At 71.6% G+C, this 15962-nt stretch carries 14 protein-coding genes; 2 read left to right on the top strand and 12 right to left on the bottom strand.

The window, feature by feature from the left end:
- Nucleotides 1-160: 160 nt before the first annotated feature.
- From FPZ12_RS42975 to FPZ12_RS42925, 11 genes are all read right to left on the bottom strand, one after another.
- Complete coding sequence (locus FPZ12_RS42975; RefSeq protein ID WP_144758989.1) at nucleotides 161-1036, bottom strand: sigma-70 family RNA polymerase sigma factor; 876 nt, start codon at nucleotides 1034-1036, stop codon at nucleotides 161-163.
- Between the two features lie 74 nt (nucleotides 1037-1110).
- The gene (locus FPZ12_RS42970; RefSeq protein WP_144758992.1) at nucleotides 1111-1761 is read right to left on the bottom strand and encodes an FHA domain-containing protein; all 651 of its coding nucleotides are present in this window, start codon (nucleotides 1759-1761) and stop codon (nucleotides 1111-1113) included.
- Nucleotides 1761-3056: a vWA domain-containing protein gene (locus tag FPZ12_RS42965; protein WP_144758995.1), complete on the bottom strand. Its 1296-nt coding sequence runs from the start codon at nucleotides 3054-3056 to the stop codon at nucleotides 1761-1763. The genes FPZ12_RS42970 and FPZ12_RS42965 overlap by 1 nt, the downstream gene beginning before the upstream one ends.
- Nucleotides 3049-4041: a PP2C family protein-serine/threonine phosphatase gene (locus tag FPZ12_RS42960; protein WP_144759000.1), complete on the bottom strand. Its 993-nt coding sequence runs from the start codon at nucleotides 4039-4041 to the stop codon at nucleotides 3049-3051. Before FPZ12_RS42960 ends, FPZ12_RS42965 begins: the two co-directional genes overlap by 8 nt.
- Nucleotides 4041-6260 (bottom strand): serine/threonine-protein kinase, encoded by a 2220-nt coding sequence (locus FPZ12_RS42955; protein ID WP_144759003.1) that lies wholly within the window; start codon nucleotides 6258-6260, stop codon nucleotides 4041-4043. The genes FPZ12_RS42960 and FPZ12_RS42955 overlap by 1 nt, the downstream gene beginning before the upstream one ends.
- Nucleotides 6257-7522 (bottom strand): hypothetical protein, encoded by a 1266-nt coding sequence (locus FPZ12_RS42950; RefSeq protein ID WP_144759006.1) that lies wholly within the window; start codon nucleotides 7520-7522, stop codon nucleotides 6257-6259. The genes FPZ12_RS42955 and FPZ12_RS42950 overlap by 4 nt, the downstream gene beginning before the upstream one ends.
- A complete protein-coding gene (locus tag FPZ12_RS42945; RefSeq protein WP_144759009.1) occupies nucleotides 7459-8430 on the bottom strand; it encodes a glutamate ABC transporter substrate-binding protein in 972 nt (323 codons plus the stop codon). Before FPZ12_RS42945 ends, FPZ12_RS42950 begins: the two co-directional genes overlap by 64 nt.
- Complete coding sequence (locus FPZ12_RS42940; protein ID WP_144759012.1) at nucleotides 8427-9725, bottom strand: hypothetical protein; 1299 nt, start codon at nucleotides 9723-9725, stop codon at nucleotides 8427-8429. The genes FPZ12_RS42945 and FPZ12_RS42940 overlap by 4 nt, the downstream gene beginning before the upstream one ends.
- Before the next feature lie 316 nt (nucleotides 9726-10041).
- Nucleotides 10042-11220, bottom strand: a complete 1179-nt coding sequence (locus tag FPZ12_RS42935; protein WP_144759015.1) for a cytochrome P450 — start codon at nucleotides 11218-11220, stop codon at nucleotides 10042-10044.
- An 11-nt stretch (nucleotides 11221-11231) separates the two neighbouring features.
- A complete protein-coding gene (locus FPZ12_RS42930; RefSeq protein WP_144759018.1) occupies nucleotides 11232-12173 on the bottom strand; it encodes a PDR/VanB family oxidoreductase in 942 nt (313 codons plus the stop codon).
- A 67-nt stretch (nucleotides 12174-12240) separates the two neighbouring features.
- Entirely contained in the window at nucleotides 12241-12984 is a 744-nt protein-coding gene (locus FPZ12_RS42925; protein WP_144759027.1) for an IclR family transcriptional regulator, read from the bottom strand.
- A gap of 58 nt (nucleotides 12985-13042) precedes the next feature.
- Here FPZ12_RS42925 and FPZ12_RS42920 point away from each other — a divergent pair, with 58 nt between their 5' ends.
- Together FPZ12_RS42920 and FPZ12_RS42915 are read left to right on the top strand one after the other, a co-directional pair.
- Nucleotides 13043-14041 carry an acetamidase/formamidase family protein gene (locus tag FPZ12_RS42920; RefSeq protein WP_144759021.1) on the top strand — a complete coding sequence of 333 codons (999 nt, stop codon included), beginning with the start codon at nucleotides 13043-13045 and terminating at the stop codon, nucleotides 14039-14041.
- 9 nt (nucleotides 14042-14050) lie between these two features.
- Nucleotides 14051-14812, top strand: a complete 762-nt coding sequence (locus FPZ12_RS42915; protein WP_144759024.1) for an SDR family NAD(P)-dependent oxidoreductase — start codon at nucleotides 14051-14053, stop codon at nucleotides 14810-14812.
- A gap of 308 nt (nucleotides 14813-15120) precedes the next feature.
- On the opposite strand, the gene FPZ12_RS42910 is transcribed toward FPZ12_RS42915, so the two are convergent.
- Complete coding sequence (locus FPZ12_RS42910; protein ID WP_150980771.1) at nucleotides 15121-15819, bottom strand: SDR family oxidoreductase; 699 nt, start codon at nucleotides 15817-15819, stop codon at nucleotides 15121-15123.
- Nucleotides 15820-15962: the final 143 nt, after the last annotated feature.

Here is a 15962-nt window from a genome sequence, read left to right as displayed (position 1 = left end):
GTGGAGGGGTGTGGTCGGTGGGTGTTCCCGGCTTTCGTTGCCGGGCGGCGGTTTGCTGGTGTGTGGTGGGGTGGCTTGCGTTGCGTTGCCGGGTTCCGGTGAGTGGGGTGGCGGTGGGGAGTGGGCTATCGCAGGACTCCCAGCCAGCCGGGCGGCCCCCTTAGGAATCGAGCACTGTCAGGTCAAGCGTCGCCAGCCGGGCGGGGTCGCTGAGGATGTCCATCGCGGCGACGCGGCCGCCGCGCACCGTGAACGCCGCGACGGAGACCGGGCGCCCGTCGACGATGCCGACGGCGCCGGCGGCCCCGTTGACGATCGCGGGGCGGGCAAGCTCGGCGAAGCGCAGGAAGAGCATGGCGCCCTCGGCGACCTCCTTCGGCCCGCGCAGCACTCGGCTGGACCTGCCCGGACCGCCGTCGGTGCGGACCACGACATCCGGGTCGAGCAGCGCCATCAACCTCTCCAGGTCGCCACCGCGGGCGGCGGCCACGAAGGCGTCGATCACCTCGCGTTGGCTCGCCAGGCCGGTGTCGGGCGCCGGGGCGCCGCGCACCCGGCGCCGTGCCCGGCTGGCGAGCTGCCGGGTGGCGGCTTCGCTGCGGCCGACGATCCGCGCGATCTCCTCGAACGGCACGGCGAACAGGTCGTGCAGCACGAAAGCGAGGCGTTCGGCCGGGTCCAGCGTTTCGAGCACCACGAGCAACGCGATCCCGACCGAATCGCCGAGGATGGCCTCCTGTTCCGGGTCGAGGGCATCGGCACTGCTGACGAGCGGGTCCGGCAGGTGGAACTCCAGAGGCTCCTCACGGCGCCGGGTGCGGGAGCGCAACATCGTCAGGCACACCCGCCCGACGACGGTGGTCAGCCAGGCCGCGAGGTTGTCGACGTCGCCGGTGTCGGTACGGCTCAGCCGCAGCCACGTCTCCTGAACGGCGTCCTCGGCCTCGGCGACCGAGCCGAGCATCCGGTACGCCACGGCCCGCAGCTTCGTGCGCTGCTCTTCGAAGCGCTCCGCCAGGAACTCTCTTTCGTCCATCGGTCACATTCTCCTCGGCTGGGGGTCGTCTCTACGACCCCGCGCGCGGTGCGGATGTGACCGGAAAAGGCGGACTACGCGTCGGGGTGGATGGTGAGCGTGGTCCACGCGCCGAGGTGGATCTCGTCGTCCGCCTCCAGCGGGTGGGGGACGTTGGCGGGCAAGGGAGTGTGCGCGCGGTTGAGGTACGTCCCGTTGGCGGAGCCCATGTCCACGACGGACCACCCTGCCGGACCCGCCACCAGCAGCGCGTGCAGCCGGGACACCCCGATGTCCTCGGGCGGGCCGGTCAGGTCGATGTCCGGCAGGATCCCGCGGCTCTGGCTCCGCCGCCCGATGGTCACCTGCCCGCCCGAGAGCGGGAAATGCCGCTCCGGGCAGAACGGCGGGAATTCGATCGGCTCGGCGTCGGGCCCGCCCTCGGCCTTCACCTTCTCGAAGTAGGCGCGGTCGGCCGAAACGACCACCGACCACGACTGCACGGCCCGCACCGGCTCGGCCGCGGCGGGCGCTTCCGTCGTCTGGACGGCGAGCGAGTCCGCTCCGCAGTTCTCACAGAACCGGGCTTCCAGCGTCGCCCCGCAGACCGGGCACGGCTTCGGCTCCGGCTCCGGTTCCGGTTGCGCCGCAACGGCTTCCGCGGCGGCCGGCCCGTCGAAGGCCAGCCCGCAGACGTCACAGAACTCGTCGTCGGCCGAATCGTGGCCCTGCGCGCAGACCGGCATCAGTCCTCCTCCGCGGAGTCGGACCGCCCGACGCGCTTGGTCACCTGCGAACGGCTCTCCAGCGTCATCGCGTCCACCGCGCTCACCGACCGCTTCAACCGCACCGTGCCGCGCACCGGATCCTCGATGTCCACCACCTTCGCCAGCAGCTTCGCGGTGTCCTCGTGCCCGGACTCGGTCGCCAGCGCGACCGCCCTGCCGAGCTTCGCCGTCGCCGTCTCGACGTTGCCTTTCCGTTGTGCCTCAAGGCCTTCCTCGATCACCTCGGCCAGCTCGGCCTGCCCGGTGTAGTGCGCGACCTCGGGGCTGATCTTGGTGGACAACGCGGTGTCGTCGGTCCAGATCGCCAGCACCTGCCCCTTGCCCAGCACTTCGCCGCCCGGCGCCACGAGGCTCACCCGCGCGGCCAGCATCTTGTCCCCGATCCCGGCGGCCGGCACCTGCACGCACACGTGGTAGTCGCGGCTTTCCGTGCCCCAGGCGCCCGTCGGGTAGTCCCCGCTGCGCGGCGCGTTTTCCGCGCGCCGCCCCGTGAGGTCCACTAAGGACGGTTCGACCTGTTTGACGAACTTCACCCGCGCGCCCTGCGGGGTCCACACCCGCAGCGCGACGTCGGCGACCTCCTTCCCCATGGCCGCTGTGGTCATGGCGCGGAAGTCGGCCTCCAGCCCCTCGGGCTCGGCCACGATGTCCACCGACCCCAGCAGGGTTTCGGAGATCCTGCGCAGCTCCTTGACCTCCCAGTCGGTGCCGACGCCGCGGCAGTCGCACACGAACTGCCCCGACACCGAGTTCAGGATCCGGTCCAGTTTGGACGCTTTCTCGTGCACGTTCTTCCCGTCCGTCAACAGGATCGCGTGCCGCAGCTGCCCGGCCTGCGTGGCGAACACCTGCTTCGCCAGCAGCAGCCACTCCCCCATGGCGGTGCCCCTGTCGGCGCGCAGCTTGTCCACGGCCTTCTTCGCCTCGGCCCGCGACGAACTGCTCGCCGTGGCCATGCCCAGCCGCTTCGGGTACACCAGCTGCGCGATGTCCGTGCCCGAGATCACGGCGAAGGCGACCCCGTCGCGCAGGGTGTCGATCGCGGCGTTGGTGGCCTGTTTCGCGGCGATCAGCTTGGCGCGCGGGTGATCCATCGACCCCGAGCAGTCCACGATGATCACCTCGGCGGCGGGCGCGCCCCCGGCCGGTGCGCCCCCGCCGCCGGACGAGGTGACCGTGACGATCGCGTTGACCTCCGTCGCGCCCTGGGGCAGGTACTCGTTCTGGTAGACCTCGACTGAGAACTCACTCATGATCGCTCCCTGAGTGGTCGAACGGGTGCGGCACCACGACGACCGTGATGTTGTCCCCGCCGCCCGCGGCCGAGGCCGTGGCGGTGAGCTCGGCCGCCACCGCGAGCGGCGGCGCGTCCGGGGTCTTCGCCGCGATGCTTTCCGCGGTGGGCAGGTAGTTCCAGAGCCCGTCGCTGCAGAGCACGAGCGTGCCCGGCGGCCCTGCGGGCAGAGTCAACACGTTCGGCAGCCGTTCCTGGGCGTCCGCGCCGATCCAGCGCACCAGCGCGAGCGCGTTCGGCTCCGCGGCCGCTTCCTCTTCGGGGACACCGGCGGCCACCAGCTGCGCGTGCAAGGTGTCGTCGGTGGTCAGCTGCCGGGAAGTGCCGCCGGAGAGCCAATACGCGCGGCTGTCCCCGATCCAGCCGACCGTGACCTCCTCGGCCGTGACGACGGCCGAAACGAAGGTGCACGACGGCGACAGCCCCTGCGGATCCGGTTCGGCCAGCCGCCGGACCGCGCGGAACGCCGCCGCCACAGCGTCCACTGTGGACTCATACGCGTCGCGGCCCGCTTCGAGCGAGGCGGCGAAAGTCGTCAACGCCGCGTCCACCGCCGCCTGCGAGGCTTCGTCGGCGCGCTCCGTCGAACCGACGCCGTCGCACACCACGGCCACGACCTGCTCCGGCGCGTTCTTCGGCCCCAGCGTCGCGAAGGCCATCGAATCCTCGTTGCGGACGCGGACGCGGCCACGATCGCTGACCCCGGCGACGAACCCGAGGTCGAACTCCATCCTGTCACGGCCCACCGGCTGTGCCCGGCCGCACTGCTCGCAGAACCCGTCCTCGGAAACCGTTTCCCCGCAGGCCACGCACCCGGGCCGGACGAGCCCGCGCGGGCCGCCTTCCGGGGTGCGCCGCAACCACAGCGCCGCCCCGCAGTTCTCGCAGAACCGGAATCCGGGGCCGGTTTCCTCCCCGCAGTCGGGGCATCGCGGCGCCGCCACTAGAACCAGGTCCTCGGCCGGACGCGATTCGCGTGGTCCACCAGCGAGATCTTCTCGCGGCGCGTGCCGGCCTGGCGGGCGAGGCGCAGATACCACTTCTCCAGCCCACGGCGCAGTTCGTCTTCTTCGAGCCGGCACCCCAGCACCTTTCGCGAACTCCCGTCGGGCCCGCCACGCACCCAGTCCAAAGCGGACTCGAGCAGATCGCGGGCGGCGTGCGCGCGCCTCGCCTCGTCGAGTTCCAGCCGCGCCAGGCGATCCCCGGCCGTCACGAGGTCCTCTTCGGACAGCCCCGCGGCGCGGCCGATGCCGGTGCGGGACTGGATCGCCGCCAGCTGCGCGGCCAGGTAATGACTGGACGTCTCCGGCACCGACTCCAGGACGTCCACCGCCTCCGCGCGGCCGTCCCGGCCCAGCAGCGACCGCGCGAGGCCGAACGCGGCGCTGATGAACGCGCGGTCGGTGCGCCAGACCGTGCGGTGATAACGGTCGGCCTCGGCCAGGTCGCCGCCCAGCTCGGCGCACGCCGCGATCGCGAGTTTCACCGCCGGCTCCCCCGGCACGAGGTCGAACACCGACTCGAACGCCTGCCGCGCCTGGTGGGGCCGGCCCTCGGCCAGCGCCGCCAGCCCCCGGTGCCATTCCGCGCGCCAGTCCCCCGGGCCGACTTTGGCTTTGTTGAGCGTCGCGCGCGCCTCGGCGAACTGCCGCAGCTCGATCTGTGCGCGGGCCAGCCGCAGCTGGATTTCGATGCTCCGCACCTGCGACCCGGCCAGATCCCGGGCCAGCGCGGCCGCGTCGGTTTCGGCGAGCCCGGCCAGCACCGCCGCGCCCGGGTCGGCCAGGTCCACCCGTGGCACCGGCAAAGCCGCGGCGACCTCCTCCCCCGTGGGCGTGCCACGCACCCCGAAGGTGCGCCGCTCGGGGGTGAACTCCGTCGAGGCCCCCGGCCGCGGCTGCCCGTCCTGCGCTGCGGCCACTTCCCGGAACACGCCTTCGAGCTGTTCGCGCATCTCCTCGGCGGAGGAGAACCGCAGCACCGGATCGCGGTTCGTGGCCCGGAGCAGCAGGCGGTAGAACGACTCGTGTTCGGCCAGCAGCGGCACTTCGTCCGGCGTGGGCAGCGAGGTCCGGTACGCGGTGTGGAAGTCGAACGGGAACGTCATCACCGCCAGCGAGCGGCCGACGGTGTAGATGTCCGACAGCGGCGACGGCAGCTCCTTGCCGACCTCCGGGGCCTGGTAGCCGGTGGTGCCGTAGATGGCGCTGTGCTGGTCGTCGGCGTGCCGGACGGCGCCGAGGTCGATCAGCTTGAGCTGGTCCTCGACCTGGATCGCGTTGTCGGGCTTGAAATCGCAGTACACCAGCCCGTTGCCGTGCAGGTAGCCGAGCGCGGGCAGGATCTCCAGCCCGTAGGCGATGGCCTGGGTCAGCGGCAGGCACGCCGCCGGGTCCTCCTGCTCGCGTCTGGCCTTGATCATGTCCTTGAGCGAGGTGCCGCCGACGTACTCCATCACGATGTAGCCGGTGTCGCGGTGCTCGACGAAGTTGTAGATCCGCACCACCGACGGGTGCTCCATCTGCGCGAGAAAGCGCTTTTCCGCGACCGCGGCGGCCATCGCGTCGGCGTCGCCGGTGTCGAGCAGGCCCTTGAGCACCACCCACCGGTCGGCGACCTTGTGGTCCACCGCGAGGTAGATCCAGCCGAGCCCGCCGTGCGCGAGACAGCCGGCCACCTCGTACTGGTCGTGCACCATCTCGCCGGGCACGAGCTTCGGGGTGAAGGAGAACCGGTGCCCGCACCGCGGGCAAAAGCCCTCCACGCGGCCGGGTTTGCCGTCGTGGCCGCGGCCGACCTTCGCGGTGCAGGCGCTGCAGAACCGTTTGCTCTCCGGCACCTGCGGGTCTTTGAGCACCGCCTCGCGCGGGTCTCGCCGGGGCACGGCGGGCACTTCGACCACGCCGCGGCCGAGCAGGTTCTGGCTGGAGACGCGGGTGGACCGGCGCGAGGGCCGGGAACCCGGCGACGAGGGCGTGCTCCAGGAAACCGACGTCGGGCTCGTCCAGGACCACGTGCCGGTACGCGACGACGGAGCGGAAGTGCGGGAGGACGGCGCGCCGACGGAAGTACGGGACGAGGTGGCTTCCAGGCCGCAGGTGTCGCAGAAGCCGTCCTCGTCGATCTCACCGCCGCAGCTGCCGCGGGGACACGCGCTCATCTTCTCTCCTCCGTGCCGGTTCCGGCGTCGTGCAGCGCCTTCTGGTACTCGTTCACCGCCACGGTCGCCGCGCGGAGGTCGCACGGGATCGTGTAGAGCACCTCGTGCGCCCTGCGGTGCAGCTCGGCCAGCGTCAGGTCCTCGGCGAACCCGAGACGGCCCGCCTTGGCCCGGTAGGCGTCGAGCCTGCCGCGCAGCTCCAGCCTGCGGTCGAGCAGCCCGGTGCGTTGTGCCAGCTGGGCGCGCAGCCCGGCGAGCGCCGCGGCCACGTCCCGGTCCAGCTCTTCCAGAGTGCCGGAAAGCGCTTTCCAGCGCCCCTCCCGCCACATTCCGGGCAGCGCGCCCAGCCGGGCGGAAAGCCCGCGCACCGGGTCCGGCAACGGGCCGAGACCGGGCGCGGCGATCTTCTCCAGCACCGTGTCGTGCACCGTCCGCGCTTCGCCGCGCAGCGCGACCAGCTCGGCGACCCCGTCCTCCAGGCGTTGCCGCCGTTCCTCGTAACTTTCCTTGACACGGGCCAGTTTTTCCAGTTCCGCGCGGATGTCCTCGATCCGTTTGGCCAGCTGTTCGGGCGGCCGCACCCCGGCGGCGAGCGGGTCGGTCAGCGCCGTGCGCCGGAAGTCGGCGAGCTCCTCGGCCGCCCGCGGCAGCTCCGGCTCGGTCACGCCGAGCGATTCGGCCAGCTGCTGGGCCGAACGCAGGCTGGTGTCGAGCGGGTCGATCCTGGCGATCGTGGCGTCCCAGGCCTTTTCGGCCGCCCCGAGCACCTCGGTGACCTGGGTGTAGGCCGTTTTCATCCGGCCGACCAGCTCGGTCAGGGTGACGCGCTCGGCGACCACCGCGGGCCCGGTCAGGCTGCGCTGCTCGATCGGGACCTGTTCCGCGCCGAGCTCCACGACGGTGCCGGTGAGCAGCCCGGTCAGCTCGCCGAGCTCGGCCGGACCCGGTTTCTGCTTGCGCGCGCGGACTTCCCTGGCCTGCTCGAGCAGCGCCCGATGCCGGTTGAACTGTTCCCACAGCACGGTCATCGTCGCGCTCGCCTCGTCCCACCGGCGCCGGGTGACGCCGGTCAGCGGGCCGGACAGCAGCCGCTGACCGGGATGGGTGTCCATCGCCAGCAGGGCGTCGGCCATCCGGTCGCTTTCGGCGCCCAGCTCCGCCAGCGTCCGGTCGGCCTCGTCCGCGTCGAGCACGCCGATCAGCTCCGGTAGCGCGGAGCGGGCGGCGCGGGAGTCGCGCCGGGCAGCAGTCCGCCGAGCCATTTGCCGTAGGACGCGGTCCAGGTCCCGTTCGCGCGCACCCGCTCCAGCACGCCGTTGACGAAGCCCACCATGTCGGTGTTCTGCAAGGGAATCGCGATCCCATAGGGCTGGGGCCCGAGCGAATCCCCGACCACCTCGGTGTAGCGGTCCTGCGCCGCCATCCCGGCGAGGATCACGTCGTCGGTGGACACGGCGTCCACCTGACCCTGCTGCAGCATCAGCAGGCAGTCGGTCCAGTCCGCGACGCCCACGGCCACCGGCTTGGCGGGCAGCGCCTGCACCGCGGCGAGCGACGTGGATCCCTTGGTGGCGCACACTTTCCGGCCCGCGAGCTGGGCGGAGCCGGTGATGCCGGAGTTGCGGCGGACCAGGATGCGCTGCTGCGCCTCGTAGTAGACCGAGGAGAAGTTGACCTGCTTGGCCCGGTCACAGGTGATCGTCATCGTGCGCACGACGATGTCCACGTCGCCGTTCTGCAACGCCGGGATCCGCTGGTCCGACGTGAGCGCGCGAAGCTGGATGGCGTCCGGATCACCGAACAGCGCCTGCGCGACCGCGCGCGCCATGTCGATGTCGAAACCCTGGATCTGCCCGGTGAACGGGTCGCGGAACCCCATGTTGAGGGTGTTCTGGTCGACACCGACGATGAGCTTCCCGCGCTGCTGGATCTTCGCCATCGTGGAGCCGGCGGGCATCTGCCCCGGCGAAGGCATCGGGCTCGGCGGGCGGTAGCTGGCGAGCAGGTCGCCGCAGTTCTGCGCGGCGGGCGCGGTCGAGGCGGTCGCGGGCGCCGCGCCGCCGGGCACGGGTTCCTGTGCCGGCACGATCGGGATCGTCGTCATCGAAACCGTCGAGCAGCCGGTCAGCACCAGCGCCACGAACAGGAGCGCACCCGCGAGCCGTTTCATCGGTAGTCCTTCAGCCGTCGCCAGATCCCGGCCGCGGCGGCACCGGCCACGACGACCGCGAGCACGCTCACCGCGGCGACCGTGCCGGCGAGTGCCTCGCTCGCGTCGGCGACCTTGGCGCCGAACGTGTTCCGGGTGGTGTCGATCGCGCTCTGCAGATCGTTGTCGAGCCGGTCGAAGGCGCCCGCCGCCCCGGTCTGCCCGGTATCGTTGGCCAGCTGCACGGCGGTGGTGTAGTCGCCGGAGTCGTCCGCCGCGCGGATCTTCGTGTGGGAGTCGGCCCAGGTCCGGCTGTCCTTCTGGGCGAGATCGAGCGGAGCTCGGACGTCGTCGTCGGTGGCCCTGGCCTGCGCGTCGGCGATCAGCTTGTCCAGCTGGGCGCGCACTTTCACGTAGTCGTCTTCGTACGCCTTGCCCGCGCCGCGGGCCACCAGGGTCAGGGTCTCGTCCGAACGTGCCGCGAGCGTCGCGATCTGGGCCCTGGCAAGGACATCGACCTGCGCGGACCCCTCCGTGCGGCTGTCGCTCGCCGCCACCATCGCGCCGATCGACGCGATGAGCACCCACAGCAGCGACATCACCGCCGCCGCCGTGGCCACGAGCAGGCCGGCGTTGAACACCCTGTTCGTGCGCCGCCGCACGAAGATCTGCGCCACCACGAGCAGGGCGATCACGACGAGCGCCAGCAGGACCTCGGCCCACGGGAACGCGCCCGCCCGGTTCTGGTCCGCGGTGAGCTGGTTGTTTTCCGATTGGTACAGGGTTTCCGCGGCGGGCAGCAGCCGCGTGCGCATGAGGTTGGACGCCTCGCGCTGGTAGGCCGCGCCCAGCGGCAGCCCCTGCCTGTTGTCGGCGCGCGCCGTCTCGACCAGTCCGCTGTAGACCGGCAGCTGCTGGGAAAGCGTGGCCAGCGGGCTGCCTTGCGCCGTCACGTCAGCCGCTTCCCGCGCCGCGACAGCGATGGCGAGCGCGTTGCTCGCCTGCGCGATGTCGTTCTCGTAGCGCTGCCGGGAGACGGTGGGTTCGAGCCCCGCGGCCAGGAACGCGCTGGTGGCCGTCGCGTCGGCGTCCGACAGCGAGCGGTAGACCTCCTCCGCCGCGGCTGTCAGCGGCCCGCTGCGGGTGGCGAGATTGTCCAGCGCCTGGGCGCGCTGCTGCACCGAAAGCGCGGTGAACAGGCCCGCGAGCAGCCCGGCCACGACGAGTACCAGTGCGAACGCGCTGAGTATCCCCGGGGTGGTGCGGGCCAGCGCCGACGCCTCCCGAACCGGCCTGCTGGCCAGGATCGCGGTCATATCCAGCCCCCCGGCGTGGTTTCGCGCCGCCTCCCGATGGCGTGGTCCCGTTCGGCTCCCGGTGGTGCGGTCATGTCCAGTCCCCGGCGCGGTCCTGTCCCGCGTCCCGGTGGTGCGGTCGTATCCAGCCCCCGGCGCGGTCCTGTCCCGCGTCCCAGTGGTGCGATCGTGACCCCAACGCGGCCCACCCTCCCGTGCCTTCTGCCGGTCAGCATCGTGGACTCATCCGTTCGAGGGACCGGTTGATCCCGGATCGCCGCGACATCGGTGCCTATATGTGATCAAGCTAGGCGATTAGAGGGACGCCCGCGAGGGGTCAGCGGCGGATGGCCACCGGCAGCGATTCCCAGGCGCGCAGCGTGTTGTTGTGGTGGCGCCGCGCCGGGCCAGCCGGTTCGATCGTGCGCACCCGCGCGGCCAGCGCGCTGAGCAGGGCTTCCGCCTCCAGCCGTGCCACGTGCTGGCCGACGCACTGGTGCAGGCCCATGCCGAACCCGACGTGCCCGGACGGATCGCGGAACAGGTCGAACTCGCCGGGCGTGTCCCAGCGGCGCGGGTCCCGGTTGGCGGCGCCGAGGAACATCAGCAGCTTCTTCCCGTCGGGCACCACGGTCCCGCCGATTTCCAGCTCGGCGGTGGTGGTGCGGAAGAACGTCTGCACGGGCGACTCCCAGCGCACGGCTTCGTCGAACGCCACCCGCGCGAGGCCGGGCCGGTCCCGGAGTCGTTGCCATTGCACGGGATTCACCGCCAGCGCGTAAAGCACCGCCGCCAGCCCGTGCACCGTGGTGTCCACTCCGGCGGACAGCAGTGAGCGCACGATGAGGGGCGCCTGCGCGGGGGTGATGTCGCCGTGATCGGCGGCGGCCCAGATCGCCGCGCCGAATCCGCCGGGAGCCAGCTCTTCCCGCGCGCACCGGGCGGTGACCCATTCGGTGCTCGCCCCGATCTTCGCCTGCCCGCGGGCCACGAGATCGTTGGGCGGGCCGAAGGAGTTGAACAGGTGGTCGCCGTAGGGCAGGAGGTTTTCCCTGCCCTGCTTCGAAATCCCGACGGCGTCGGGGAAGACGCGCAACGGGAACGCCTCCGCGAGCGCCGGTACGGCGTCGAACTCGTCGTCCACCAGCACCTCGTCGACCAGTTTCTCGGCGTCGGCGAACCAGGCGGCGCGCAGCTTCCGCAACGCGCGCGGGCCGAGGATCTTCGACAGCACCGCGCGCGGCGCGTCGTGCCCGGGCGGGTCCGCCTCGAGCAGGAGACTCGGTGGACGCCAGGGCTTTTCGAAGCGGAAGTTGGCCAGCCCGACCCCGGCCGCGGACTGGAAATGCTGCCAGTCGGTGAGCGCGGCGTGCACCTGTTCATAGCGCGCGAGCGCGTAGACGTCGTAGCGTTCGAGATGCACGACGGGGCCCGCGTCGCGCAGTTTCGCGTGCAGCGGCAAGGGGTTTTCGAGCACGTCGTGGGAGAACGGGTCGGCGTCGGTGGCGGGCAGCATGGCGGGCCCCTTCACAGGTCGAGGACGAGACGGTCGGTGCGGGAGCGGGAGACGCAGACGAACATGCAGTCACCGGCGGCGCGTTCGGCGTCGTCGAGGAGCGAGTCGCGGTGCTCGGGCTCCCCGGCGAGCACCCCGGTTTCGCAGGTGCCGCAAGTCCCTTGGCGGCAGGACGAAAGCACGGGCACGCCGAGGTCACCGAGAGCGTCCAGCACGGACTGTCCCGGGTGGACTGTCGTGGACCGGCCGGAGCGCGCGAGTTCGACCTCGAACGGCTCGGCGCGAGCGGGTGCGCCCAGTTGCTTGGGCACGAACCGCTCCGTGCGCAGCAGCCCGGCCGGCCATCCCGCGCACCGCGCTTCGACGGCCGCGAGCAACGGTTCGGGCCCGCAGCAGTAGACCTTGGTGTCCGGCGCCGGTTCGGGCAGCCAGGAATCCAGGTCCAGCAAGCCGAACTCGTCCTGCGGCCGCGCCACGACCCGGTCGGCGGGGAGCTCGTCCAGGAACGCCATCGATCCGCGGGTCCGGCCTCCGTAGAGCAGCCGCCAGTCCGCGCCGAGTAGTCCGGCCTGCCGGATCATCGGCAGCAACGGGGTGATCCCGATGCCGCCCGCGACGAACACGTACCGGCGGGCCGGGACGAGCGGGAAGTTGTTGCGTGGCCCGCCGATCGCGACCTCGTCCCCCACGCGCAGCCGGTCGTGCACGAAGGCGGAACCGCCGCGCCCGCCGGGTTCCCGCAGCACCGCGATCCGGTAGGCGCGGGCGTCCCAGCGGTCGCCGCACAACGAGTACTGGCGGACGAGCCCGCCGGGCAGGACCAGGTCGAGGTGCGCGCCGGGAGCCCAGTCCGGCAGCCGCCCGCCGTCCGGCCGCGCCAGCGTCAGGGCCACGACCCCTTGTGCCACCGGGGTTTTCTCGGTCACCAGCAGTTCGGCCGTCGTCATCGTCATCGACGCACTCCTCGGGAACGGGTGTCCCGAGGGTCGGCCGCCACCGGCGCGGCCCGCTACGCGATTCTCATCTAATGAGAGACCGGGAGATCCCGAGCGCCGCCGCGCGCAGCGCCGGAACCTGCATGCGCGCGTTGGCATCGTTCGGCACCACCACGCCGAGCGCCGCCACCACTTCCCCGTCCGGCGCCCGCACCGGCACCGCGATTCCCGTCGCGGCCTCGTCGATGTAGCCGGGACACAGGGCGTACCCGTCGCGGCGGATGGCGGCCAGCCGGGTGCGCAGCTTCTTCGGATCCGTGGGCGTGGCCGGGGTGTAGGCCCGCAGCGGGCCATCGAGGATGCGCTGCTGCAGCTCCGCCGGCGCGAAAGCCAGCAGTACCTGCCCGGACGAAGACGCGTGCAGCGGCAGGCGTCCCGCGATGCGCGTGAGGTTGATGACCGCCTTCCGGCTGGAGAGGCGTTCCAGGAACAGCACTTCGTCGCCTTCGAGCACGCCGAGCTGAGTGTGGTGCCCGACGACGGCGTGCAGATCCTCCATGAACGGCATCGCCGTCTCGCGCAGCGGCAAGGTCGGCGAGGCGCGCGCGGCCAGCTCCCACAACCGCACGCCGATACGGACTTTGCGGTCCTCGTCGCGCTGCAGCCAGCCATAGCCGACGAGCCGCTCGACCAGCCGCGACGCCGTCGCGACGTGCAGATCCGCCCGGCGGGCCAGCTCGGAGACGCCCAGCGCCGTCACCTCCGAGCCGAACACCTCGAAGATCCGGACCACCCGGCCCAGCACCGACTCGCCGTTCGCCGTCTTCACCACCGCCCCATTCTCCCCCGCTTGTCAGGGGAAGCGGGCCGGAGCAGGATCGCCTCGCATGGACGTCGTGGAGTTCCGGCCCCAGCGAGACCAGTACGCGTGGACGTTCGGCGGCGTGGAGCCGGTGCGCCGGATCGCCCCCGGCACCGCGCTCCGGCTGTGGACGGAGGACGCGTTCGGCGGGCGGCTGCAGAGTCCGTCGGACCGGCCCAGCGAATGCCTGGACATGACCGAGGTGAACCCGCAGACCGGCCCGTTCCACGTAGAGGGCGCGGAGCCCGGCGACACGCTAGCACTGCATTTCGCGGAGCTGGAACCCGCGCGCGACTGGGCGGCGTCGGCGACGATCCCGTTCTTCGGCGGGCTCACCGGCACCGACCGCACGGCGCTGCTGCACGAGCCGCTGCCCGAGCTGACCTGGATCTACCAGCTCGACCGGGAGCGTGAGGTGGTGGTGTTCGAAGCACTGCGCGGGCAGCTGCGGCTGGACCTGCCGCTGGAGCCGATGCTCGGCACCGTCGGCGTCGCCCCCGCCGGGCGGGAGGTGCGGACTTCGCTGGTGCCGGACAAGTTCGGCGGCAACATGGACACGCCGGAGATGCGCGCCGGCGCCACCTGCTATCTCGGCGTGAACGTCGAAGGCGCGCTGTTTTCGGTGGGAGACGGGCATTATCGGCAGGGCGAGGGCGAAGCCTGCGGCACGGCGGTCGAAGGCGCGATGAACGTGACCCTCATCGTGGAGCTGATCAAGGGACATGCCCCGGTGTGGCCGCGGATCGAGCAGGACGGGCACTACGTCGTGGTCGGTTCGTCCCGGCCGCTGGAGGACGCGTGGCGGGCGAGCCAGGTGGGCATGATCGACTGGCTGCACGAGCTGTACGGCCTCGACCGGCTGGACGCGTACCAGCTGCTCACGCAGATCGGCCAGGCCCCGCTGGCGAACGTCGTCGACGCGAACTACAGCGCGGTCACGAAGATCCCGAAGAACCTCCTGCCCGCGGCGGACGCGTACCAAGGAATGCACCGCTACCTGCGCGAGCGGGCGGCAAGCCTCTAGGAGCTGATCATGGACCTCCAGCTGAACGGACTGCGCGCGCTGGTCACCGGCGGCACCAAGGGAATCGGCCGGGCGGTGGTGGACACGCTCACCGGCGAAGGGGCCGCCGTCGCCTTCTGCGCGCGCACGGAATCCGACGTCGAAGCCGCGGTCACCGAGCTGACCGGCGCCGGCGCCCGTGTCGTCGGCGGCGCCGTCGACGTGGCGGACGGCCCGTCGCTCGCCGCGTGGGTGCGGGATTCGGCGGATGCCCTGGGCGGGCTGGACATCCTGGTGGCGAACGTGAGCGCGCTGGCGATCGGCCCGGACGAGGAGAAGTGGCGCGCGAGCTTCGACGTGGACCTCATGCACACCGTCCACCTCGTCGACGCCGCCCTGCCGTTCCTCGAAAAAAGCGAGGCGGCGTCGGTCGTGGTGGTTTCGAGCGTGTCCGGCCGCGAGATCGATTTCGCCGCCGCCGCTTACGGTTCGCTGAAGGCCGCGCTCGTGCACTACGCGCAGAGCCTGGCTTTCCAGTTCGCGGACAAGGGAATCCGGGTGAACAGCGTGGCGCCGGGCAACGTGCTGTTCCCCGGCGGGATCTGGGAACGCACGAAGAACGGGAACCCGGAGCTGTTCGGCCAGGCGCTGGCGCTCAACCCGACCGGGCGGATGGGCCGCCCCGAGGAGATCGCGTACGCCGTCGCGATGCTGGCGAGCCCGCGCGCGTCGTTCATCTCGGGCACGAATCTGGTGGTCGACGGGGCGCTCACCCGCGGGGTGCAGTTGTAGGTTCTCTTGGGGCGTGTTCGCGGGGTTTGTGGTGGGGTTTGTGGTGGGGCACGTCGCGGGGTTTGTGGTGGGGTTTGTGGTGGGGCACGTCGCGGGGTTTCGCGTGGGGGCTCCTTGCCGGGCTCGTTTAAGGGTGCTGCCGTGGGCTCCGCCGGGGTTACTTCGCGGGTCCGGGTCAGGGGCTCGTTTAAGGGTGCTGCCGTGGGCTCCGCCGGGGTTACTTCGCGGGTCCGGGTCAGGGGCTCGTTGCTGCTGCCGCCGCGCGCTTCGTCGCGAGTCGCGTCAGGCGGCTTTCGTCGCGGTGCGTGTCAGGGCAGCGCCGGGTACAGCGCCCGCACCCCTCCGGCGAGCCCGGCCTGCACGCGGCGGCTCACGTCGTCGGCGAGGATCTCGTACTCGTCCGCGGCGATCCCGTCGATCGCGAGCTTCGCGATGGCCGCCGGATCGCTCTTCGGCGCGTCGATGCGGGCCGTCATGTCCGTGTCCATGTAGCCGACGTGCAGCCCGCTCACGCGGATCCCGTGGCCCGCAAGCTCTTGGCGCAGCGCGTTCGTCAGAGCCCATTCGGCGGACTTCGCGGCCGAGTACGCCCCCGTCGACGGGTAGCTGAACCACGACAACGCGGACAGCACGTTGAGGACCACGCCCCCGCCATTCGCCGCGAGCACCGGCGCGAACGCCCGGATCACGGAGAGTGTGCCGAAGAAGTGCGTGTCCATGTCGCGCCGCACGTCCGCGATCGCACCCTCCAGCAAGGTCGCGCCGGACGCGCTGCCCGCGTTGTTCACCAACAGCGTGACGTCCCGCGCCACCTCGGCCGCGGCCGCGACCGACGCCGGATCGGTGATGTCCAGCGCGATCGGCGTGACCCCGGCCAGATCGACCGAGCGGGGATCGCGGGCCGCGGCGTAAACCGTTGCCCCTCGCGAGAGCAGCTCTGCCGCAAGCTTGCATCCGAAGCCCCTGTTGGCACCCGTAACCAGCGCCACACTGCCAGCGATCTCCATCTGACCTCCTTAGTCCTGTTATCGAACCTACTGGGTTAGTTGGAAAAGTCAACCCAGTGTGCGGTCGAAGGGTCGAGGCGGCGAGGATCCCGGGCGGCGAGATCGCGGGTGGTGCGGGGCGGGCGACGCACGCCACGCGGGCG

Source organism: Amycolatopsis acidicola, from assembly GCF_007713735.2.
In the GTDB taxonomy this organism is placed as follows: domain Bacteria; phylum Actinomycetota; class Actinomycetes; order Mycobacteriales; family Pseudonocardiaceae; genus Amycolatopsis_E; species Amycolatopsis_E acidicola.
Note: the sequence above shows the minus strand (reverse complement) of the source record. Positions and strands in the feature narration are given on the sequence as shown.